Source organism: Streptomyces sp. NPDC060049 (genome assembly GCF_042736715.1).
Lineage (GTDB): Bacteria > Actinomycetota > Actinomycetes > Streptomycetales > Streptomycetaceae > Streptomyces.
In genome coordinates this window covers 102571-122442 of the sequence record NZ_JBHWVV010000015.1, presented here as the reverse complement: position 1 = coordinate 122442, position 19872 = coordinate 102571, and the positions used below count along the sequence as shown (strand labels likewise).

At 69.3% G+C, this 19872-nt stretch carries 19 protein-coding genes and 1 riboswitch; of the genes, 10 read left to right on the top strand and 9 right to left on the bottom strand.

The features are described 5' to 3' along the window. Nucleotides 1-129: 129 nt before the first annotated feature. Genes ACFWBY_RS26535 through ACFWBY_RS26525 form a run of 3 tightly spaced genes read right to left on the bottom strand, consistent with a single transcriptional unit; the run spans nucleotide 130 to nucleotide 2173 of the window. The gene (locus ACFWBY_RS26535; RefSeq protein WP_385333413.1) at nucleotides 130-1293 is read right to left on the bottom strand and encodes a cystathionine gamma-lyase; all 1164 of its coding nucleotides are present in this window, start codon (nucleotides 1291-1293) and stop codon (nucleotides 130-132) included. Continuing rightward, a complete protein-coding gene (locus ACFWBY_RS26530) occupies nucleotides 1290-1733 on the bottom strand; it encodes a low molecular weight protein-tyrosine-phosphatase (RefSeq protein ID WP_385333410.1) in 444 nt (147 codons plus the stop codon). The genes ACFWBY_RS26535 and ACFWBY_RS26530 overlap by 4 nt, the downstream gene beginning before the upstream one ends. Nucleotides 1734-1792: 59 nt before the next feature. Then, on the bottom strand, nucleotides 1793-2173 hold the full coding sequence (locus ACFWBY_RS26525) for a phage holin family protein (RefSeq protein WP_385333408.1): 381 nt from the start codon (nucleotides 2171-2173) through the stop codon (nucleotides 1793-1795). Between the two features lie 90 nt (nucleotides 2174-2263). On the opposite strand from ACFWBY_RS26525, the gene ACFWBY_RS26520 reads away from it, so the two are divergent. The 4 genes from ACFWBY_RS26520 to ACFWBY_RS26505 all read left to right on the top strand — a co-directional run bounded on the left by ACFWBY_RS26520 (nucleotide 2264) and on the right by ACFWBY_RS26505 (nucleotide 4524). Next, entirely contained in the window at nucleotides 2264-2581 is a 318-nt protein-coding gene (locus ACFWBY_RS26520) for a cupin domain-containing protein (protein WP_214947430.1), read from the top strand. A gap of 142 nt (nucleotides 2582-2723) precedes the next feature. Beyond that, on the top strand, nucleotides 2724-2951 hold the full coding sequence (locus ACFWBY_RS26515; RefSeq protein ID WP_385333405.1) for a DUF5326 family protein: 228 nt from the start codon (nucleotides 2724-2726) through the stop codon (nucleotides 2949-2951). 288 nt (nucleotides 2952-3239) lie between these two features. Further along, the gene (locus ACFWBY_RS26510; protein WP_385333460.1) at nucleotides 3240-3977 is read left to right on the top strand and encodes an IclR family transcriptional regulator; all 738 of its coding nucleotides are present in this window, start codon (nucleotides 3240-3242) and stop codon (nucleotides 3975-3977) included. A gap of 97 nt (nucleotides 3978-4074) precedes the next feature. Beyond that, nucleotides 4075-4524 carry an SsgA family sporulation/cell division regulator gene (locus tag ACFWBY_RS26505; protein WP_385333402.1) on the top strand — a complete coding sequence of 150 codons (450 nt, stop codon included), beginning with the start codon at nucleotides 4075-4077 and terminating at the stop codon, nucleotides 4522-4524. A gap of 236 nt (nucleotides 4525-4760) precedes the next feature. On the opposite strand, the gene ACFWBY_RS26500 is transcribed toward ACFWBY_RS26505, so the two are convergent. Continuing rightward, a complete protein-coding gene (locus ACFWBY_RS26500; RefSeq protein ID WP_385333457.1) occupies nucleotides 4761-6122 on the bottom strand; it encodes a YibE/F family protein in 1362 nt (453 codons plus the stop codon). An 84-nt stretch (nucleotides 6123-6206) separates the two neighbouring features. After that, nucleotides 6207-6352, top strand: a riboswitch (TPP riboswitch). Here ACFWBY_RS26500 and thiC point away from each other — a divergent pair. Together thiC and ACFWBY_RS26490 are read left to right on the top strand one after the other, a co-directional pair. Continuing rightward, nucleotides 6347-8134 carry a phosphomethylpyrimidine synthase ThiC gene (gene thiC, locus ACFWBY_RS26495; protein WP_385333399.1) on the top strand — a complete coding sequence of 596 codons (1788 nt, stop codon included), beginning with the start codon at nucleotides 6347-6349 and terminating at the stop codon, nucleotides 8132-8134. (Overlaps the previous riboswitch by 6 nt.) Nucleotides 8135-8283: 149 nt before the next feature. Continuing rightward, nucleotides 8284-9333 (top strand): aldo/keto reductase, encoded by a 1050-nt coding sequence (locus ACFWBY_RS26490; protein WP_385333454.1) that lies wholly within the window; start codon nucleotides 8284-8286, stop codon nucleotides 9331-9333. On the opposite strand, the gene ACFWBY_RS26485 is transcribed toward ACFWBY_RS26490, so the two are convergent. Further along, nucleotides 9330-10442, bottom strand: coding sequence for a glycosyltransferase (locus ACFWBY_RS26485; RefSeq protein WP_385333396.1), 1113 nt, complete (start codon nucleotides 10440-10442; stop codon nucleotides 9330-9332). The two genes, ACFWBY_RS26490 and ACFWBY_RS26485, sit on opposite strands and share 4 nt — an antisense overlap. Before the next feature lie 771 nt (nucleotides 10443-11213). On the opposite strand from ACFWBY_RS26485, the gene ACFWBY_RS26480 reads away from it, so the two are divergent. Beyond that, a complete protein-coding gene (locus tag ACFWBY_RS26480; protein WP_385333394.1) occupies nucleotides 11214-11612 on the top strand; it encodes a hypothetical protein in 399 nt (132 codons plus the stop codon). 15 nt (nucleotides 11613-11627) lie between these two features. On the opposite strand, the gene ACFWBY_RS26475 is transcribed toward ACFWBY_RS26480, so the two are convergent. From ACFWBY_RS26475 to ACFWBY_RS26465, 3 genes are all read right to left on the bottom strand, one after another. After that, the gene (locus ACFWBY_RS26475) at nucleotides 11628-12446 is read right to left on the bottom strand and encodes a hypothetical protein (RefSeq protein WP_385333391.1); all 819 of its coding nucleotides are present in this window, start codon (nucleotides 12444-12446) and stop codon (nucleotides 11628-11630) included. A gap of 148 nt (nucleotides 12447-12594) precedes the next feature. After that, on the bottom strand, nucleotides 12595-13857 hold the full coding sequence (locus tag ACFWBY_RS26470) for a metallophosphoesterase (RefSeq protein WP_385333389.1): 1263 nt from the start codon (nucleotides 13855-13857) through the stop codon (nucleotides 12595-12597). 230 nt (nucleotides 13858-14087) lie between these two features. Further along, nucleotides 14088-15203, bottom strand: coding sequence for a LacI family DNA-binding transcriptional regulator (locus ACFWBY_RS26465; RefSeq protein ID WP_214954921.1), 1116 nt, complete (start codon nucleotides 15201-15203; stop codon nucleotides 14088-14090). Nucleotides 15204-15565: 362 nt separating this feature from the next. Between ACFWBY_RS26465 and hisC the strand changes: the two genes are divergently transcribed. Beyond that, complete coding sequence (hisC, locus tag ACFWBY_RS26460; protein ID WP_385333387.1) at nucleotides 15566-16648, top strand: histidinol-phosphate transaminase; 1083 nt, start codon at nucleotides 15566-15568, stop codon at nucleotides 16646-16648. 131 nt (nucleotides 16649-16779) lie between these two features. Here hisC and ACFWBY_RS26455 read toward each other — a convergent pair whose 3' ends face one another. Next, nucleotides 16780-17148, bottom strand: coding sequence for a cyclophilin-like fold protein (locus tag ACFWBY_RS26455; RefSeq protein WP_385333385.1), 369 nt, complete (start codon nucleotides 17146-17148; stop codon nucleotides 16780-16782). Nucleotides 17149-17337: 189 nt separating this feature from the next. Between ACFWBY_RS26455 and ACFWBY_RS26450 the strand changes: the two genes are divergently transcribed. Further along, a complete protein-coding gene (locus tag ACFWBY_RS26450; RefSeq protein ID WP_385333382.1) occupies nucleotides 17338-18843 on the top strand; it encodes a cytochrome ubiquinol oxidase subunit I in 1506 nt (501 codons plus the stop codon). A gap of 18 nt (nucleotides 18844-18861) precedes the next feature. Then, complete coding sequence (gene cydB, locus ACFWBY_RS26445) at nucleotides 18862-19863, top strand: cytochrome d ubiquinol oxidase subunit II (RefSeq protein ID WP_385333380.1); 1002 nt, start codon at nucleotides 18862-18864, stop codon at nucleotides 19861-19863. Nucleotides 19864-19872 lie beyond the last annotated feature (9 nt).

The following is a 19872-nucleotide window of genomic DNA, read 5'->3' as shown; positions in this document are numbered from 1 at the left end:
GAGTGGCCCAGACTTCCGCTTCTGAAACGCGCGCCCTCGAAACCCGCGCGCACAGGGGTCCGGCGGGTCCGCGGACCGGGAGGTCCGAGCCGCCGGGCGGGAGGCTCGGACCGTCGCGCGGACGGCTGCTCAGGCCTGCCCGCCCGCCTCGTCGAGGGCTCGCAGCACGTCCGCGACCAGGTCTTCCGTGTCCTCGGCCCCGGCGGAGAAGCGGATGAACCCCTCCGGCACGGCGTCGCCGCCCCACCGCCCGCGCCGCTCGGCGGTGGACCGTACCCCGCCGAAACTGGTGGCGTCCTCGACGAGGCGCAGCGCGGCCATGAACCGTTCCGCGTGCGCGCGGTCGGCCAGGGTGAAGGAGACGACCGAGCCGAAGCCCCGCATCTGACGCGCCGCCGTCTTGTGGGACGGGTCGGACGGCAGGCCGGGGTAGCGCAACCCGGTGACGTCGGCGCGGTCGGCGAGGGCCTCGGCCACCGCGAGCGCGTTGGTCCACTGCCGCTGGGCGCGCAGCTGGATGGTCGACAGGGAGCGGTGGGCGAGCCATGCCTCCATGGGGCCGGGGATCGCGCCGACCACCTTGCGCCAGCGGCGGATGCCCGCGGCGAGCTCGGCGTCACGGCAGACGACGTAGCCGAGCAGCACGTCACCGTGGCCCGTGAGCCCCTTGGTGCCGCTGGCCACCGAGAAGTCGGCTCCCAGTTCGAGGGGGCGCTGGCCGAGCGGGGTCGCCAGGGTGTTGTCCACGGCGACCAGGGTTCCCCCGGCGTGCGCCGCGTCCACGAGGCGCCGAACGTCGCAGACGTCGAGTCCGGGGTTGGAGGGGGTCTCCAGCCACAGCAGCCGCGCGCCGTCGAGGACCGCGAGCTGGGCGTCCTCGCCGGTGGGGGCGGTGCGCACCTGGACTCCGTACGCCTCCAGCTGCTCCCGTACCAGCGGCAGGGCCTGGTAGCCGTCGTCGGGCAGGACGACGGTGTCGCCGGCGCGCGCCTGCGAGAGCAGGACGGCGGAGACGGCGGCCATGCCGGAGGCGAAGACGACGGTGTCCACGCCGTCTTGGCCGGGCGCCTCCAGTTCCCCGATGGCCCGCTCCAACAGGGTCCAGGTCGGGTTGGTGTCGCGGCCGTAGGTATAGGGACCTTCCACGTCGCCGGGGAGGTGGAAGTGGGCGGCGAAGACCGGGCCGGGCAGCGGCGGCTCGTTCTTGCCGGGCTCGGGCAGTCCGGCGCGGACGGCGACGGTGCCGTCGCCGAGCGCCTGCGTGCGCGGGTACGTGCTGTCGGGTGTGTTCACGGGGTGTGCTCCTTCACTGCTTCGCGTACGGCGTCCAGCAGGCCGGGGCTCGCCGCCTCGACCAGGCCCAGGCACTCCTCGAACCCGGCGAGGGGACCGTAGTAGGGATCGGGTACGTCGCCCCGCCCGGCCGGGGCCGCCGGGTCGTAGGACCGCAGCAGCCGTACCTTGGCTGCGTCCTGCGGGGAGGGGGCGAGCGCCCGCAGGTCGCGGAGGTGGCCGGCGTCGAGCGCGATGACGAGATCGAGGCCGGCGAACCAGGAGGCCCGGAACTGCCGGGCGCGGTGGTCCTGCTCGTACCCGGCGGCCTCGAGGACGGCGACGGTGCGCGGGTCGGCGCGGTCTCCCTCGTGCCAGCCGCCGGTGCCGGCGCTGTCCACCTCGACCAGGCCCGCGAGCCCGGCGTCGGCCACGTGGGAGCGGAAGACGGATTCGGCCATGGGCGAGCGGCAGATGTTGCCGGTGCAGACGAAGCACACGCGGTACACGGGCGGGCGCTTCAGTTCTTGTCGGGCAGGACCGTGTTCGCGGCCCAGGAGACGATGGAGATGATCAGGGCGCCGAGGACCGCGGTCCAGAAGTTGTCGACGTGGAAGCTGAGGTCGAACTGCTTGGCCAGCCACGAGGTCAGCATCAGCATCGCCGCGTTCACCACGAGGGTGAACAGGCCGAGGGTGAGGACGAAGAGCGGCAGGGAGAGCAGCCTCACCACGGGCTTGACGATGAAGTTGACCAGGCCGAAGATCAGCGCGACCAGGATCAGGGTGAGCGTGCGGCGGCCCAGGCTGCTGCCGTCGTCCAGCGTGATGCCCGCGAGGAGCCAGATGGCGACGGCCAGGGCCGCGGCGTTGGCGAGGGTCTTGACTACGAAATTCGTCATGTGTCTGATCGTTGCAGAGATGCTCCCGGTGGAACATCGGCTGGTCTGCGGATGCTTGCGGCACGAGAGAGTACAAGGGGTACAAAGACGATGAAGGCCTTCAGGCTGACCGAGCTCGAGGCCGAGCGCGCCGCGAACGAGGGTGCCTACCTGCAGTTCCTGCGCGAGCGGAACATGTCGGTCGGGCTCTACGCGCTGGACGCCGGGCAGAGCGATCCCCAGCAGCCGCACGGCCAGGACGAGGTGTACTTCGTCGTGAGCGGCCGGGCCTCGATCACCGTCGGGGAGGAGACGACGACCGTGGCGAACGGGAGCGTGGTCTACGTCCCGGCCGGCGTGCCGCACAAGTTCCACCACATCACCGAGAACCTCAAGGTGATGGTGGTCTTCTCGCCGCCGGAGGGGTGAGCGGGCCGGGCGGCTGAGGGTTCGCGGGCCCGTCCCCCTAGGGGGCGGATCAGGGGACTCCGGGGGCTTGCGGGCCCCCGCCGGTGGCCGTGGCCTCCTAGCATCGAAAGCAGGAAGTCACGGACAAGGAAGAGGTTGGGACATGGAAGGCATCCGAGGGATATTCGAGGGCATGCCCTGGTGGGTCAAGTGGGTCGCCGTTCCGCTGCTCGTGCTGTTCGTCTTCGGCGGTGTGATCACGAGCGTTCTGAGCGCGCTGATCGGCTTCCTCTTCAAGGCACTCCTCCTCGTCGCCCTCGTCGGCGGTCTGATCTTCGTCGTCAAGAAGTTCACCGGCGGCGGCTCCAAGTCCTCCGCCGGAGAGTGGTAGGACACCGCACGGCCCGGCGGCTTCGGGATTAACCCAGGTGAGGGAACGTGAAGGGCCAAACCGCTCACAGCGGGGGAATCGGCGGATAGAGTGGCAATCTGTGCCGTTCCCTGGGCACCGAAAGCCGGTACTGCCGCCCTGACCCGCGGTTTTGCCAACAGCCGCCGAGCATGACCCCCAGGAGTCACGGCACACGCGGGGGCGGCCCCCGCAGGGCGGGCCCCCGAGGCCTGCCGCCACGCCTGGGGGTGAGCTTTGTCTTCGGTTCACAACGCCGGTGTGCCGACCCTGATCGGTTCGGTGCAGAGGGCGCTGAGGCTGCTCGAAGCGGTGGGCTCCCATAGCGAGGGAGCTCCGGCGAAACAGCTGGCGCGCGAGGCCGGGCTCCCGCTTCCCACCGCGTACCACCTGCTGCGCACCCTGACGCACGAGGGCTATCTGCGCCGGGAGAGCGGCGTCTTCGTCCTGGGGGACGCCGCCGGTCGACTGGCGGGTGGCGGGCTCCAGCAGAAACGTCGCAGCATGATCCTCGACTCCCTCGCGCACTTCCGCGACGCGGTCGGGGCCCCCGTCTACTTCGCGGTCTACCGCGAGGGTGAAATCGAGGTCGTCGGCGTATCGGACTCCGCGGCCGACCCGGCCTGCGAGGAGTGGGCCGATTTCCGGGAGACCGGCCACGCGCACGCCATCGGTCAGTGCCTGCTCGGCCAGCTCGACGAGAAGGCCCGCAAGGACCACTACGACCGCCACCCCGTCGAGGCCCTCACCGCCTACACGGTCAGGGACTTCCACGCCCTCGAGCAGCGGATCAGCTCCATGGAGCGGATGCAGCCGGTGACCGAACGTCAGGAATACTCCCTGGGAACCGTCTGTGCGGCGATCCCCATCACGGCCGGCGACACCGCCGCGACCATGGCCATTTCCCTCCCTCTGCACGATGAAGACCGGTTGCCGTATGTAGTCGATCGACTACGGAGTGAAGTAGGCGCGCTGTTGAGCACCCTCTCGTTCTCTATCAGTATCTGAAAATTCACTCCTTGTGATCTGCAAGCGCTTACACCACTCTTGTCAAGAAGGCCCTGGGGGATCATTCCTGGCCACTTCCACTACAGCGGGGTAGGCAATGCGCGAGTCGGTACAGGCAGAGGTCATGATGAGCTTCCTCGTTTCCGAGGAGCTCTCGTTCCGGATCCCGGTAGAGCTCCGGTACGAAGCTCGGGACCCCTATGCGGTCCGCCTGACCTTCCACCTTCCCGGAGACGCGCCCGTGACGTGGGCGTTCGGCCGGGAGCTTCTTCTCGACGGCATCAACAAACCGTGCGGCGACGGGGATGTGCGCATCGCTCCCACCGATCCGGAGGAGCTGTGCGACGTCCACATCCGGCTGCAGGTGGGCGGGGACCGGGCTCTGTTCCGGGCGAGCGCGGCGCCGCTCGTCGCGTTCCTCGACCGTACGGACCGAATCGTTCCGCTCGGCCAGGAGCGCAACCTCGGAGATTTCGAGGAGAACCTCGACGAGGCGCTCGACAAGATCCTGGCCGAATCGCGGCAGAACGAGCAGAACGCCGGCTGACGCCTGACGTCACTGTACGTAACCGCCGGCTCGGTACCACCACCGCACCACGCACCACCGCACCACGCACCACCGCACCACGCACCACCGCACCACGCACCACCGCACCACGCACCACCGCACCACGCACCACCGCACCACGGCTCAGCGTGCCGACGCGCTGAGTGCTCCACCTCGCCGTTCCTCGAGACCGGCCGTGTGCGCGACCTGACCAGCCGCGCTTGCCGGTCCGTCCTTCAGCGCTTGCGCCGCCGGCCCGTGCCGCCGCGGAGCGGCCCCGAGGCCGCCGCGGTCGCCGGGTCCGGCGCGCGGTCGGCCGATACCACCAGCGCGGCCAGGGCCGTGGTCACGGGGACCGAGGCGACCAGCCCGATCGAGCCCACGAGAGTTCGTACGATCTCCTCCGCGACCAGTTCGCTGTTGGCCACCGAACCCATGCTGCTGTTCGCGATCGAGAAGAGCAGCAACAGCGGCAGTGCCGCGCCCGCGTAGGCCAGTACCAAGGTGTTGACCACGGAGGCGATGTGATCGCGGCCGATGCGGATGCCCGCCCGATACAGGCCGCGCGGCCCCATCGAGGGGTCGGCCTGGTGGAGTTCCCAGACCGCCGACGTCTGGGTGACCGTCACATCGTCGAGCACACCGAGCGATCCGATGATGATGCCCGCGAGCAGCAGGCCGCTCATGTCGATATCGGGGTAGAGCCCGTGGATCAGCCCGGTGTTGTCGTCGGTGTTGCCGCTGAGGAACGCCCAGTCGATGAACAGCGAGCCCAGCAGGCCGATCAGCAGCAGTGACACGAGGGTGCCGAGGACCGCGACCGAGGTGCGTGCGGTCAGGCCGTGGCACATGTAGAGCGCGATCAGCATGATCGCGCTGGCTCCGACCACCGCCACGACCAGCGGGTTCGAGCCCTGCAGGATCGCGGGCAGGATGAAGAGGGTCAGTACGGCGAAGCTGACGGCGAGCGCGACGAGCGCGAACAGCCCGCGCATCCGCCCGACGAGGACGACGGCGACGGCGAAGATGCCGGCCAGTAGCGCCAAGGGGAGCTTGCGGTTCACGTCGATCACGGAGTACTGGAGATCCCGCGGCGCGTCCGGCGCGTAGGCGACCACCACTTCCTGTCCGTCCGCCAACTGCCGTGGTGCGCCGGGCTGGACGATCTCGAAGAACGTGCGTCCCGTTTCCGGGCCGCTGCCCACCTCGATGGTGGCCTTCTTGCACTCGCCCTTCTGCGAGGCCACGGCCTCGCGCCCCTCGGGGGTGGACGTGTCGCCGGTCGCGGGCACCTGCGCCGCGTTCACGGATTTGCAGTCGACCTGCTCCAGCGTGACGACTTTGCCCCGCTGGGTCTGCCGGTCGAAGCCCACTCCCGTTCGCTCGTGGCCCGGGGCGCCGCCGGGCCACAGCACCGCCATGCCGATCACCACGGCGGTGGCGAAGGGGATCAGTACGGCCGCGATCACCTTGCGCAGGTGCTTCGACACGGGGGCCGCGGGTCCGTGGCTGTGGGAGTGCCCGTGTGAGTGCCCGGGCTCCGGGTGCGCGTGGCCGGTGTGAGCGGCGGGATCTGTGGGCTCGGTGGGGGGATGCAGCGAGGACGTCACCGGCTGATCATCGCAAGAGATGAGGGGGCCCACTGTTCAGCACGCCACACATGACGCTAGCGTGGGGGCTACTTTGCACAACGCGGGAGCTCGGAGCACCGGGCTGAGAGGGCGCTGATCACCGTACGCGCGTCAGATATGCGTACGGGAAGAGGCTGCGTCGACCGCCGAACCTGTTACCGGGTAATGCCGGCGTAGGGAGATCAGGTCTCATGACCATTCAGGACGCACGCACGCCTGCCGTCGGCCAGGACGCCGACGGCCAGACCGAGCGCCAGCCCGGCTGGCACAAGGGATACCTGGCGGGCTCCCGCCCCGACATCCGGGTGCCGGTCCGCCAGGTCCACCTCACCAACGGCAAGGACGTGACGCTCTACGACACGTCCGGGCCGTACACCGACCCGCAGATCGAGACCGACGTGCGCCGGGGCCTGCCGCCGCTGCGCGAGAACTGGATCATCGGCCGCGGAGACACCGAGGAGTACGCCGGCCGTCCCGTGCGCCCCGAGGACGACGGCATCAAGCACACCTCGCCGCGCGGCGGCCTCAAGAACCTCGACGCGGTCTTCCCGGGCCGTCCGCGCCAGCCCCGCCGGGGCCGTGGCGGCGCCGCCGTCACGCAGCTCGCGTACGCCCGACGCGGCGAGATCACTCCGGAGATGGAGTACGTCGCGATCCGGGAGAACGTCTCCCCCGAGGTCGTCCGCGAGGAGATCGCGGCCGGTCGTGCGGTCATGCCGGTGAACGTGAACCACCCCGAGATCGAGCCGATGATCATCGGTAAGCGGTTCCTGGTGAAGGTCAACGCCAACATCGGAAACTCCGCGGTCACCTCCTCGATCGAGGAGGAGGTCGACAAGATGACCTGGGCGACCAAGTGGGGCGCCGACACGGTCATGGACCTCTCGACCGGACGCAACATCCACACCACGCGCGAGTGGGTGCTGCGCAACTCGCCCGTGCCGATCGGCACCGTACCGCTCTACCAGGCCCTGGAGAAGGTCGACGGCCGGGCCGAGGACCTGACCTGGGAGATCTACAAGGACACGGTCATCGAGCAGGCCGAGCAGGGCGTCGACTATATGACGGTCCACGCCGGCGTACTGCTGTCGTACGTGCCGCTGACCGCCCGCCGCAAGACCGGCATCGTCTCGCGCGGCGGCTCGATCATGGCGGCGTGGTGCCTGGCGCACCACAAGGAGAACTTCCTCTACACGAACTTCGAGGAATTGTGCGAGATCCTCGCGACGTACGACGTCACGTACTCGCTGGGTGACGGCCTGCGCCCCGGTTCCATCGCGGACGCCAACGACGCGGCGCAGTTCGCGGAGCTGAAGACGCTGGGCGAGCTCAACACGATCGCCAAGCGGTACAACGTGCAGACGATGATCGAGGGCCCCGGGCACGTCCCGATGCACAAGATCAAGGAGAACATCGACCTCCAGCAGGAGATCTGCGAGGAGGCGCCCTTCTACACGCTCGGCCCGCTGACCACGGACGTCGCGCCCGCCTACGACCACATCACTTCGGGTATCGGCGCCGCGATGATCGCCTGGTGGGGCACCGCGATGCTCTGCTACGTCACGCCCAAGGAGCACCTGGGCCTGCCGAACCGCGACGACGTGAAGACCGGTGTCATCACGTACAAGATCGCGGCTCACGCGGCGGACCTGGCCAAGGGCCACCCGGGCGCCCAGGAGTGGGACGACGCCCTGTCCGACGCGCGGTTCGAGTTCCGCTGGGAGGACCAGTTCAACCTCGCGCTCGACCCGGACACGGCCCGCGAGTTCCACGACGAGACCCTTCCGGCCGAACCGGCGAAGACAGCGCACTTCTGCTCCATGTGCGGTCCGAAGTTCTGTTCGATGAAGATCTCGCAGGACATCCGCCGCGAGCACGGCGGTGACCTGAAGGCCGATGAGATCCAGGCGGGCATGGCGGAGAAGTCCGCCGAGTTCGCCGCGGCGGGCAACCGCGTGTACCTCCCGCTGGCCGACTGACGGGGCGGGTTCCACGCCTCACACGGCACGGCGGCCCGTGACCCCGGGGGGAGTCACGGGCCGCCGTGCGTCCGTGCGTTGGGAACGGGGGCGGGGCAAGGGGCTTGTGCTGGAGTGCGCTCCAGGTTCTAGAGTCCGGGCGCATGAGCATGCGATACCGAACACTGGGTGGGACCGGCATCGAGGTCAGTGCGCACTGCCTCGGCACGATGATGTTCGGGGCGGTGGGGAATCCGGATCACGAGGAGTGCGGCCGGATCATCCACGCGGCGCTCGACCACGGGATCAACTTCGTCGACACCGCGGACATGTACTCGGCAGGGGAGTCCGAGACGATCGTGGGCAAGGCCCTCAAGGGCCGGCGCGACGACGTCGTGCTCGCCACCAAGGTGCACTTCCAGATGGGCGAGGGCCGCAACCGCAGCGGGAACTCCCGGCGTTGGATCGTGCGGGCCGTCGAGGACAGCCTGCGGAGGCTGGACACCGACTGGATCGACCTCTACCAGGTCCACCGGCCGGACCACGGGACGGACGTCGAGGAGACCCTGTCGGTCCTCGGGGATCTGGTGCGGGCCGGCAAGATACGGGCCTTCGGCTGCTCGACCTTCCCGGCCGAGGAGATCGTCGAGGCGCATCACGTCGCCGAGCGGCGGGCCCTGCCGAGGTTCCGGACCGAGCAGCCGCCGTACTCGATCCTCGCGCGCGGCATCGAGGCCGACGTACTGCCGGTGGCCCGGCGGTACGGGATGGGAGTCCTGACCTGGAGTCCCCTCGCCTCCGGGTTCCTGAGCGGCAAGTACCGCCTCGGTGGCGCCATCGATCTGACCTCGGGGCGGGCGGCGCTGACACCCGCCCGGTTCGACCCCGCGATCCCGGGCAACATCGCGAAGCTGGAGGCGGTGGAGCAATTGGTCGAGCTGGCCGACTCCATCGGCTGCACGCTCCCGGAGCTGGCCGTCGCCTTCCCCGTGGCCCATCCCGCCGTGACGTCGGTGATCATCGGCCCGCGGACCATGGAGCAGCTGGAATCGCTGGTGAAGGGTGCCGGGCTGGTCCTCGACGACGCCGCCCTCGACCGCATCGACGAGATCGTGGAGCCGGGCCGCAACCTGTACCGGCCCGACGGGGTCTGGCGCCCGCCGGCGCTGACGGATGTCGCGCAGCGACGGCGGGCCCCGGGGGACCGGTCGGCAGGCTAGACGGGCGAGTGCTGCGATGTTTCACGTGAAACAGGGACCGGTGTTTCACGTGAAACACGGCTCGCCGCGAAGCCGCGGTTGACTTCGGTCTGACGGCGGTAGGACTCCGGCAGGTCGGGCAGGGACAGCAGGCGGTCGCAGGCGTGCAGCGAGGCCGCCATGTCACCCACCCAGTACGCGGTGATGGAGTGCTCGAAGAGCAGGCCCCACCGGTACACCCACGGCTGGACGAAGAGCAGGTCCTGCGGGGCCGGCCGGTCCAGGACCGCGCTGGTGAGCGCGTGCGCGGTGTGGTGGCGTCCCAGGAGACGCAGCCTGGAGGCGAGTTCGTAGCAAGCCTCCAAGCGCCCGGGCCGGGATTCCCAGGCACGGGAGAGAGCGTCCAGGGCGGCCGGGTGATGGCCGGACTCGCCGTTCAGGACGCCGACTTGGAGCAAGGCGTAGTAGACCTCCTCGCCCCAGCCGCCCATGGACGCGCGGCGCTCGTAGAGCTCGATGGCCGCGGCCGTCTCCCCCATGTCGCGCATCGTCTGGGCGAGGTAGAAGACGGTGCGGGTGTTCGAAGGGTCCCGCTGCAGCTCGGCGCCGAGCAGGCGCGCGTCCCGCTCGAACTTGTCGTGCCGGGAACCGCCGTCCGCGTAGTCCTCGATCACCAGCGCGTCCAGGTTCTCCTGGATACCCGGGCGTTGGTCGTTCTCGTCGGGGCGGTCGCAGGTGAGGTACTCGTGGGTGACGCCCTCGTACCGCCAGGGAAGGCCGGCGCGGACCAGGCGCTTGATCCGGTACTCGGTCGTGCCCTCGTGGCGGAGCATGTACGAGTCCGCGGTGAGTGGGGGCAGTGGGCCGGTGCGGCGCAGGACGAGGTCGGCGTCCAGTAGCAGGAGGTAGTCGGCCTTGCCGCGGGCATGGCCGATGTTGAGGCTCCGGTTGTGTCCGAAGTTGATCCAGGGCTCCTCGTGCAGCTCTCCGGGGATCCCGCTCAGCGCTTCGCGGATGAGGTCCTGGGTGCCGTCGGTGGAACCCGTGTCCGAGATGACCCAGGTGTCGATGAGGTCCCGCACGGAGTCGAGGCAGCGCCCGATGACGGCGGCTTCGTTCTTCACGATCATGCAGAGGCAAATGGTCGGCTTCACGGCGGCTGACCCTAGGCAGGGGAAGGGGCGGTCCGGTGGCGGCACGCCGGTGTGCGGGCCGGGTTGCCGCTTCGCGGGCCTCCAAGTGGCGGTGTGGGGTTCCGCCATTCCGTTGACACGTCAGCGAGCCGGTCTGGTTATCGACGCACGCCTCCTCAGGATGGCCCGCGGGGTCCGGCTTCCAGTCCGGACTCCGGAGAACCATTCGATCCCGGTGTGTGCGAGGAGCGGTAAATGAGTTCTGAAGACAAGTCCCGACTGTTGGGCCCCCTGCCCCGTCGGGGCAAGTGGCTGGCCGGAGGCACCCTCGCTTCGGTGGCCCTGGTGCTGGCGAGCATCGCGGCGCCCGCAGTCGCGACTACGACCGTGGCGGCCCCCCGGAACGGGGACCACTGCGAGTCGTGGCACGACGACCCTGACAGGACGTCAGCGGCTAAGAAGGGGGCCACGGAGGCGGGGAAGTCGCCGCACGACGACGACTGCAGGGTGGGCCCGACGGGTCCCCGAGGCCCGCGCGGCCGCCAGGGCGACACGGGACCGACGGGCGCGACGGGCGCGACCGGTCCCACCGGTACGGCGGGCACTGACGGTTTGACGGGTCCGACGGGTCCGACGGGTCCGACGGGTACGGCGGGCACTGACGGTCTGACGGGTCCGACGGGTCCGACGGGTACGGCGGGCACTGACGGTCTGACGGGTCCGACCGGTCCGACCGGTACTCAGGGTGCCAGCGGCCAGTGCTTCGACGTGGACGCCATCAGGCCTGCCGCCTCCCGTGAGGTCAAGGCGGTGCTCTCGGACACCATCACCTACGCGGGCATCCGCGACCTGACGGGGCCGGGGTCGCCCACTCCGTGGCGCTGGTACGACCTGACCGACACCGGGGAGACCTACCCCACGGACGCCTGCGCCGTCTCGGTCTCCTCCCAGGCCAACATCGTCAACATCGAGGTGCTGACCACTGCGGGCGAGATCTACGAGACCCAGTGCACCATCAATCCCGGCACTCCGGACGCCCTCGTCTGCAACGAGGTGTGGGCCGCGGCGGCTCCTCAGCCCGCCGCGGGTGCCAATGGTCTGGCCCGGTTCACCAACAAGAAGCTGACCAAGGAGGACATGAGCCTGCGGCCGAACGCGACGAACTAGCGTGCTGACTCATCGTCACTCCGGCTCGGGTTCCGGGCCGCCGAAGTCCGGGCTCGTGAAGTCCGGAGACGAGTAGCCAGGACGGGGTCCCTCAGCCGGGGCCCCGGGACTGGTGAAATCGGGCCGGGTGTATCCCAGGTTGGGGATGCGCCCGGCCCCCGGCTTGCGCGGGACCGGAAACGCGGACGCCGCGCTGGGATCGGCCAGCGCATCCTGCAGGAACGGCATGATGCCGCGCTCCAGCAGGGCGTTGCGCCAAGCCTCCCGGGCCCGTGAGACCTCGTCGGGTACCGCCTCGGTCTCGTCCGCCACCACCTCGGTGGAACTGTTGCGGACGGCCGTCACGAGCAGCCCGATCACGGCGAAGAGCAGCGCGGCGGCCGTGAGGCCGCCGAAGAGCCAGCCCGTCGTCAGCATCGTGTCGGCGAAGGCTGGTTCGGGCTCGATCATCTTCAGGATGTAGCCCACCATCAGGAAGATCAGCATGGCGGTGCCGGCCAGGACCGGCGCGAGGACCGCGACGACGGCGCTGACACCCGCGCCGCCGCCCGCGCCCTGTCCGCCGCTCTCCTCCCCCGTCGTTCCGGGGGTGGACAGGAGCTCGTCCTGCCGCTCTTTGCGGACCTTCACGTAATGGTCGTACTCTGCCGCGGCCGCGCCGGTCAGCAGCGCGGTGGCCGCCATGGCCATGGTGCGCAGCTGTTCGGCGTTCAGCCGTTCGCCGATGGAGGCGAGCTCGGGCCGGTCGTTCGCGGTGCGCAGCGCCTCGTCGAGGAGCCGATCGAACTCCGGTCGGTCTTCGGTGAGCAGGTGCGGAGCGCTGGTCATGTGCATCCCCCGATGCTCCGTACAAGCCGGTATGCCCGCGTAGACCCGGGCGCCGGCACAAACGGAGGAGAGCCTGCTACGGATAGAGCGATGGTAGAGCGCCCACGCCGTACGTTGACAGGGGCTTTCCGGAAATACCCAGCTCCGGGAAGCCCTAGTCGTTCAGCGGGAGTTGTACGACCAGCAGTTTGCCGGCCATCGTCACGCCGCCGTCCATGGCGATGGCCAGGCCTTCCGCGTAGACGTGCGGGCCGACCACGGCCTCCGGGCCGCGCGTCGCGTCGCCGTCCTCGGTGCCCACCTCGCCGAGCAGGTAGGGGATCGGGCTGTGGCCGTGCACGACGCGGCTGCCGCCGTAGGTGCCGAGGAGCTCGCGGACGGCCGCCGGGCCGCTCTCCTCGTCCCGGAAGGCGAAGCGCTTGGTGAACTTGCGGAACAGGTCCCAGGTGATGTCGGCGTCGTTGCGGTTGAGCAGCTCGTGGATGGTGTCGTTGACGTCCTCGACCGAGTCGCCGTAGTCGAGGTAGGCGGTCGTGTCGGAATGCAGGAGCAGGTGGTCGTCCACCAGGACGGCCGCGTCGAGCCGGGACATCCACTGCAGGTGCACGTCCTGGAGGCGCTCCATGTCGGTGCGCTGACCGCCGTTGAGGAGCCAGGCGGCCTGGAAGGTGGCGGTGCCGGCACCGGAGGCGACGGGGGTGTCGCCGAACCGCTTGGCGCCGATGAGGAGCAGCTCGTGGTTGCCCATGAGTGCCTTGCAGTAGCCGCCGGCGGCGGCGGCCTCGGCGGAGAGCCGCATGACGAGGTCGATGACCCCGATGCCGTCGGGGCCGCGGTCGGTGAAGTCGCCGAGGAACCAGAGCCGGGCGGTGCCGGCGGACCAGTTGAGGTCGGCGTCGATGAGGCCCTGGGCCTGGAGCTCGGTGACGAGCTCGTCGAGGTAGCCGTGGACGTCGCCGACGACGTAGAGCGGACCCGGGCCGTCCGCCGCGGCGTCCTGGGGGACGTAGTGGACCTGGACGGTGTCGCCGGGGCCGCCGATGGCGCCGCGCCCTATGACGGGCAGGTCCCGCTGTGTCGGCGTGTAGCCCTCGTCGGGCTCGTCCTCCTCGGCGGCGTGGGCCGTGGCGCGCACGGCCTCACCGGCGCCGATGCCGTACGGGTCTGCGTGGGCGGAGCCGTGCTGCACGGTGGGCGGCGCGGTGCCCTCGTACCGGTAGCCGTACCCGTGCTGCGCGGGGACGGGGGACGGGCTCCCGTCGTAGTACGCGGGGTACTCGCCGTAGACGGGGGCGTCGCGGGGAAGCCCGATGGCCGCCACGGCCCCGGCATGTGGGGTTGGTTCCGCGACCGGCAACCGGAAGTCCCGCTCGGTGTCCGTCCGCACCGCGGGTACCTGACCGGCCCCCTGAGTCATCGACCCCTCCACCACCGTCGCGCTGCCGTACACCTGCGGACCCTCCCGCCTCGAGGGCGGAGGGTCCGTGATGTCGTGCGCCCATCATAGGAATGCAGCTCGCGCTCTGTGACGCACCAGGGGTGGTGAATCCTGTGCGGAGCCGATCGTTCCTGCCGATTTCTTCCGATATCGGTGTTGCCGAAATCCTCGGCGGGGCCGGCGGCCCCGCCGGTGGACCGGTGTGGTGGTCAGTCCTGCGCGGGGGAACGGGGCGGGCTGACGGTCGTACGGGGCTGCCTGCGCTGGGAGGAGGTGCGGATGATCAGCTCGGTCGGGATGACCTGTTCGACGGGGCCGCCCGTGTCGACGCCCTCGATGGCGTCGATGAGCAGCTGTACGACGGCGGTGCCGATGCGGCGCGGTTTGAGGGACAGGGTGGTGATGGGCGGTTCGGTGTTGGCGTACACGGTGGATTCGCTGCAGCACACGAGCAGCAGATCCTCTGGGACGCGCAGGCCGTAGCGCCGGGCGGCGGCCAGCAGGTCGGTTCCGTTGGGGTCGAAGAGCCCGTAGACGGCATCGGGCCGGTCGGGTCGGGCGAGTAGCCGGTCGGCGGCGACGGCGCCGGCGCACGGGTCGTGGGCGGGGTAGGACTCGTAGACGGGATCCTGGCCCACGCGCTCGCACCAGCGCAGGTACGCGGTGGTGGAGAGCCGGGTGTAGGTGTCGGTGGTGGTTCCGGTCAGCAGCCCGATGCGGCGGGCGCCGGCGGCTGCGAGGTGGTCTAGGAGGCCCAGTACGGCGGCCTCGTGATCATTGTCGACCCAGGCGGTGACGGGAAGTGAGCCGGCCGGGCGGCCGTCGGAGACCACGGGCAGGCCCTGGCGGACCAGTTCGGTGACGACCGGATCGTGGTCGGAGGGGTCGATGACGACGGTGCCGTCGAGGGCCACGTTGGACCAGACGTCGTGTCGGGAGGTGGCGGGGAGGATGACGAGGGCGTAGCCGCGGGCGAGCGCGGCGGAGGTGGCGGCTCTGGCCATCTCGGCGAAGTAAGCGAATTCGGTGAAGGTGAAAGGTTCATCCCCGTACGTGGTGACGGTCAGGCCGATGAGGCCCGACTTGCCGGTACGGAGGGTTCGGGCCGCCGCGGAAGGGCGGTAGCCCAGCCGGTCTGCGACTTCGCGAACGTGGCGGCGGGTGGCGTCCGGAAGGCGCCCCTTGCCATTGAGCGCGTCGGAGACGGTCGTGATCGAGACGCCCGCCGCGGCGGCCACGTCCCTGATGCCGGCCCGGCCTTGTCGGCCGGCGGCCCGCCGGGTGGTCTCGGTCCGGCTCACCTGATGCTTCCCTGCTGCTGTCATGGCGAGCCGATAGTAGGGCGCGGTGGGGCGGGTGGTCCGGGTGCATATGCAGGCGTTGACAGGCACGATTCTGCACGGTTCGCCACCCCCAATGACCTTGGAAACAAAGGTTTTTGGTTGCGGAGAGTGGCGAGTGCACTTGTCGTCGGGCCCGAGCATGCCAAAACGGAGGGCTCCGGGGTCGGTCTCAACTCACCTGTACGAGGGACGCGCGCCACGGCGCAGGCCACCGGCGCACGCATATATGCGTGCGCTCTCCCGCATTCCTGGCGCCTGCCGTTCTCGGATCGGCGGAATCCTCATAAGGTGAGGAGCATTGAGTCGACGGCGACGTCGTACGGGACGGTCGAGGAGGACCTGCGGTGAGCGAGAAGAGCCCGAGGCTGCGCGCCGAGCTGGACGGCATCCCCACCTACAAGCCCGGGAGGCCCGCCGCGGCGGGCGGTCCCGTGGCGTTCAAGCTGTCCTCCAACGAGAACCCGTACCCGCCCCTGCCTGGGGTGCTGGAGAGCGTGGTCGCGGCGGCCGGCCAGTTCAACCGCTACCCCGACATGGCGTGCACGGGCCTGGCGAACGAGCTCGCGGAGCGGTTCGGGGTCCCGGTCGAGCACATCGCCACCGGCACCGGATCGGTCGGGGTCGCCCAGTCGCTGATCCAGTCGACGGCGGGTCCCGGCGACGAGGTCATTTACGCCTGGCGGTCTTTCGAGGCTTATCCGATCATCACGCAGATCTCGGGTGCGACGTCCGTCCAGGTCCCTCTGACCGACGGTGACGTGCACGACCTGGACGCGATGTTCGAGGCGATCACCGAACGCACCAGGCTGATCTTCGTCTGCAACCCCAACAACCCCACCGGCACCGCGGTGCGCCGCGCCGAGCTGGAGCGGTTCCTGGACCGGGTGCCCTCCGACATCCTGATCGTGCTCGACGAGGCGTACAAGGAGTTCGTCCGCGACGTCGAGGTTCCGGACGGCATCGAGCTCTACCGCGACCGCCCGAACGTCGCGGTGCTGCGCACCTTCTCCAAGGCGTACGGGCTCGCGGGCCTGCGCGTGGGCTTTGCCGTCGCACACGAGCCCGTGGCCGCGGCGCTGCGCAAGACGGCGGTGCCCTTCGGTGTCAGCCAGCTCGCCCAGGACGCGGCGGTCGCCTCGCTGCGCGCCGAGGACGAGCTGATGGGGCGGGTCGGGTCGCTGGTCGGTGAGCGCACCCGGGTGTACGGGACGCTGCTCGCCCAGGGCTGGACGGTCGTGCCCGAGACGCAGGCCAACTTCGTGTGGATGCGGCTCGGGGAGCGGACCGCCGACTTCGCGGCGGCCTGCGAGAAGGCCGGAGTCGTGGTCCGGCCCTTCGCGGGCGAGGGCCTGCGGGTCACGATCGGCGAGCCCGAGGCGAACGATCTCTTCCTGAACACGGCGGCGGCCTTCTTCAAGGAGTTCTAGCCGGCTCCCCGGTCGGGGGTTCTCCGGTCGGGGGTCCTCCGGTCGGGGGTCCTCCGGTCGGGGTTCGGGCCGGGGGCGCCCCGGTCACAGCACCAGGCCGTCTCTTCCGGCAAGATCCGAAGAGACAGCCCTCAGGCCGGTTCCACGCGGACGGGGTCGCCGTCGCGGACGGTGGCCAGCAGGCGGGGGTCGCCGTCGAAGGAGCCGAGCACGTTGCAGGGGCTCGCCAGGCGGCTCTCGCCGTCGCGCGAGATGGGCGTCGGACCGTAGGGCAGCGCGAGCGCGTCGCCCTCGGTCCAGAACGCGACGGTGCCCGGCTCGACGACCTGCCGGGCGTCGTCCTCCAGTGGCACGCGGACGCCGGTGTCGAAGTAGACCTCCTCGCCCCAGGTGTTGGCGGACGCGGATATCGGGAGCGCCTCGGTGAGGGCCTTGGCGGTCGGGGTCTCGTCGAGGGTTGCGGTGAGGTGGCCCGCAGGCCAGGAGATTCGAATCTTCACGCCTTGTATTCAACAATCTGTTGAATTTCTTCGCTAGGGGGACCCCCCTGAAACGCGCCGAGAGCGATGCGACATAATGCTTGTGAATGTGAACGCGTTCACAAGCGTGTCCTGCTTCCTCCCGGATTGAGTGGGATACAAGAGGCAAAACAGCGGCTGTGACCACGACGGAACGAAGGAGACGACGACGTGGACCTAGCTCTGGCGCCAGAGACCCTGGCGCGATGGCAGTTCGGTATAACCACCGTCTATCACTTCCTCTTCGTCCCCTTGACGATCTCGCTGGCCGCGCTCGTCGCGATCCTGCAGACCGCGTGGGTGCGTTCGGAAAAGGAGAAGTACCTCAAGGCCACCAAGTTCTGGGGCAAGCTCTTCCTGATCAACATCGCGATGGGTGTCGTCACCGGCATCGTCCAGGAGTTCCAGTTCGGCATGAACTGGTCCGACTACTCGCGGTTCGTCGGTGACATCTTCGGGGCCCCGCTGGCCTTCGAGGCGCTCATCGCCTTCTTCTTCGAGTCCACCTTCATCGGCCTGTGGATCTTCGGCTGGGACAAGCTGCCGAAGAAGATCCACCTGGCCTGCATCTGGATGGTCTCGATCGGCACCGTCCTGTCCGCGTACTTCATCCTCGCGGCGAACTCCTGGATGCAGCACCCCGTCGGATACCGGATGAATCCGGAGCGCGGCCGGGCCGAGCTCACGGACTTCTGGCTGGTGCTGACGCAGAACACCGCGGTGACCCAGTTCTTCCACACCATCACGGCGGCCTTCCTGGTCGGCGGCGCGTTCATGGTCGGTATCGCGGCCTTCCACCTCGCCCGCAAGAGGCACATCCCCGTCATGCGGACCTCGCTGAGGCTCGGGCTGGTCGTCATGGTCATCGCGGGCATGGGAACCGCCATCAGCGGCGACCTCCTCGGCAAGGTGATGTTCAAGCAGCAGCCGATGAAGATGGCCGCCGCCGAGGCGCTCTGGGACGGCGAGGCGCCCGCCCCCTTCTCCCTCTTCGCCTACGGCGACGTCGAGAAGGGCCACAACAAGGTCGCCATCGAGATCCCGGGACTGCTGTCCTTCCTGGCCAACGACGACTTCACCTCCTTCGTCCCCGGCATCAACGACGTCAACGAGGCCGAGCAGGAGAGGTTCGGGCCCGGCGACTACCGGCCCAACATCCCCGTCGCCTACTGGGGCTTCCGCGGGATGATCGGCTTCGGCATGGCCTCGCTGGGCGTCGGTCTGCTGGGGCTGTGGCTGACCCGCAAGAAGTTCATGCTGCCGCCCGGTCTGCGCACGGGGGAGGACGAGGTCCCGCACCTGGTCCTCTTCAAGAAGGCGCTGAGCCCGAAGTTCTCGCACATGTACTGGATGGTCGCCCTCGGGACCATGGGCTTCCCGCTGATCGCCAACTCGTTCGGCTGGATCTTCACCGAGATGGGGCGCCAGCCCTGGGTGGTCTACGGGGTCCTGCGCACGAGGGACGCGGTCTCGCCGGGCGTATCCCAGGGCGAGGTGCTCACTTCGATGATCGGCTTCACGACGCTCTACGCCGTGCTCGCCGTGATCGAGGTCAGGCTCCTCATCAAGTACGTCAAGGCCGGCCCGCCCGAGCTCACCGAGGCCGACCTCAACCCCCCCACCAAGATCGGCGGGGACGACAAGAACTCCGACCGGCCGATGGCCTTCTCGTACTGAGGCTGAGGAGACCACACCATGCAACTCCACGACGTCTGGTTCGTGCTCATCGCCGTCCTGTGGATCGGCTACTTCTTCCTGGAGGGTTTCGACTTCGGAGTCGGCGTACTGACCAAGCTGCTCGCCCGCGGCCGCACGGAGAAGCGGGTCCTGATCAACACGATCGGGCCCGTGTGGGACGGCAATGAGGTCTGGCTGCTCTCGGCGGCCGGCGCGACCTTCGCCGCCTTCCCCGAGTGGTACGCCACCCTCTTCTCCGGCTTCTACCTCCCGCTCCTGCTCATCCTGGTCTGCCTCATCATCCGCGGCGTCGCCTTCGAGTACCGGCACAAGCGGCCTGAGGACAAGTGGCAGACCAACTGGGAACACGCGATCTTCTGGACCTCGCTGATCCCCGCGTTCCTCTGGGGGGCGGCCTTCGCCAACATCGTGCGCGGAGTGAAGATCGACCAGGACAAGGAGTACGTCGGAACCCTCTTCGACCTGGTCAACGTCTACTCGGTCCTCGGCGGCCTGGTCACGCTCAGCCTGTTCACCTTCCACGGCGCGGTGTTCACCTCGCTCAAGACGGTCGGTGACATCCGGGAGCGCTCGCGCAAGCTGGCCGCCCGACTCGGGGTGGTGACCGCCGCCCTGGCGGTCGTCTTCCTGGCCTGGACCCAGGCCTCGCGCGGCGACGGCTGGAGCCTCGTTGCGATGGCCGTCGCGGTCCTGGCGCTGCTCGGCGCACTCGGCTTCAACCTCAAGGGCCGGGAGGGCTGGGCGTTCGCCCTGTCGGGGGTCACCATCGCGGCCGCCGTCGCGATGCTGTTCCTGTCGCTCTTCCCGAACGTCATGCCGTCCTCGCTGGACGACGCCTGGAGCCTCACGGTCACCAATGCCTCGTCCAGCCCGTACACCCTGAAGATCATGACCTGGCTGGCGGCGCTGGCGACTCCGCTCGTCCTGCTCTACCAGGGATGGACGTACTGGGTGTTCCGCAAGCGCATCGGCACCCAGCACATCGCCGACGCGCACTGATTCCGATCC

Bases quoted from the DNA above. Each gene is read 5' to 3' on its own strand.
- ACFWBY_RS26515 (WP_385333405.1), top strand. From the start codon at position 2,724: ATGGAAGGCATCCGAGGGATATTCGAGGGCATGCCCTGGTGGGTCAAG.
- ACFWBY_RS26520 (WP_214947430.1), top strand. From the start codon at position 2,264: ATGAAGGCCTTCAGGCTGACCGAGCTCGAGGCCGAGCGCGCCGCGAAC.
- thiC (WP_385333399.1), top strand. From the start codon at position 6,347: ATGACCATTCAGGACGCACGCACGCCTGCCGTCGGCCAGGACGCCGAC.
- ACFWBY_RS26505 (WP_385333402.1), top strand. From the start codon at position 4,075: ATGCGCGAGTCGGTACAGGCAGAGGTCATGATGAGCTTCCTCGTTTCC.
- ACFWBY_RS26475 (WP_385333391.1), bottom strand. From the start codon at position 12,446: ATGCACATGACCAGCGCTCCGCACCTGCTCACCGAAGACCGACCGGAG.
- ACFWBY_RS26530 (WP_385333410.1), bottom strand. From the start codon at position 1,733: ATGGCCGAATCCGTCTTCCGCTCCCACGTGGCCGACGCCGGGCTCGCG.
- ACFWBY_RS26485 (WP_385333396.1), bottom strand. From the start codon at position 10,442: ATGATCGTGAAGAACGAAGCCGCCGTCATCGGGCGCTGCCTCGACTCC.
- ACFWBY_RS26525 (WP_385333408.1), bottom strand. From the start codon at position 2,173: ATGACGAATTTCGTAGTCAAGACCCTCGCCAACGCCGCGGCCCTGGCC.
- cydB (WP_385333380.1), top strand. From the start codon at position 18,862: ATGCAACTCCACGACGTCTGGTTCGTGCTCATCGCCGTCCTGTGGATC.
- ACFWBY_RS26465 (WP_214954921.1), bottom strand. From the start codon at position 15,203: ATGACAGCAGCAGGGAAGCATCAGGTGAGCCGGACCGAGACCACCCGG.
- ACFWBY_RS26470 (WP_385333389.1), bottom strand. From the start codon at position 13,857: ATGACTCAGGGGGCCGGTCAGGTACCCGCGGTGCGGACGGACACCGAG.
- ACFWBY_RS26490 (WP_385333454.1), top strand. From the start codon at position 8,284: ATGCGATACCGAACACTGGGTGGGACCGGCATCGAGGTCAGTGCGCAC.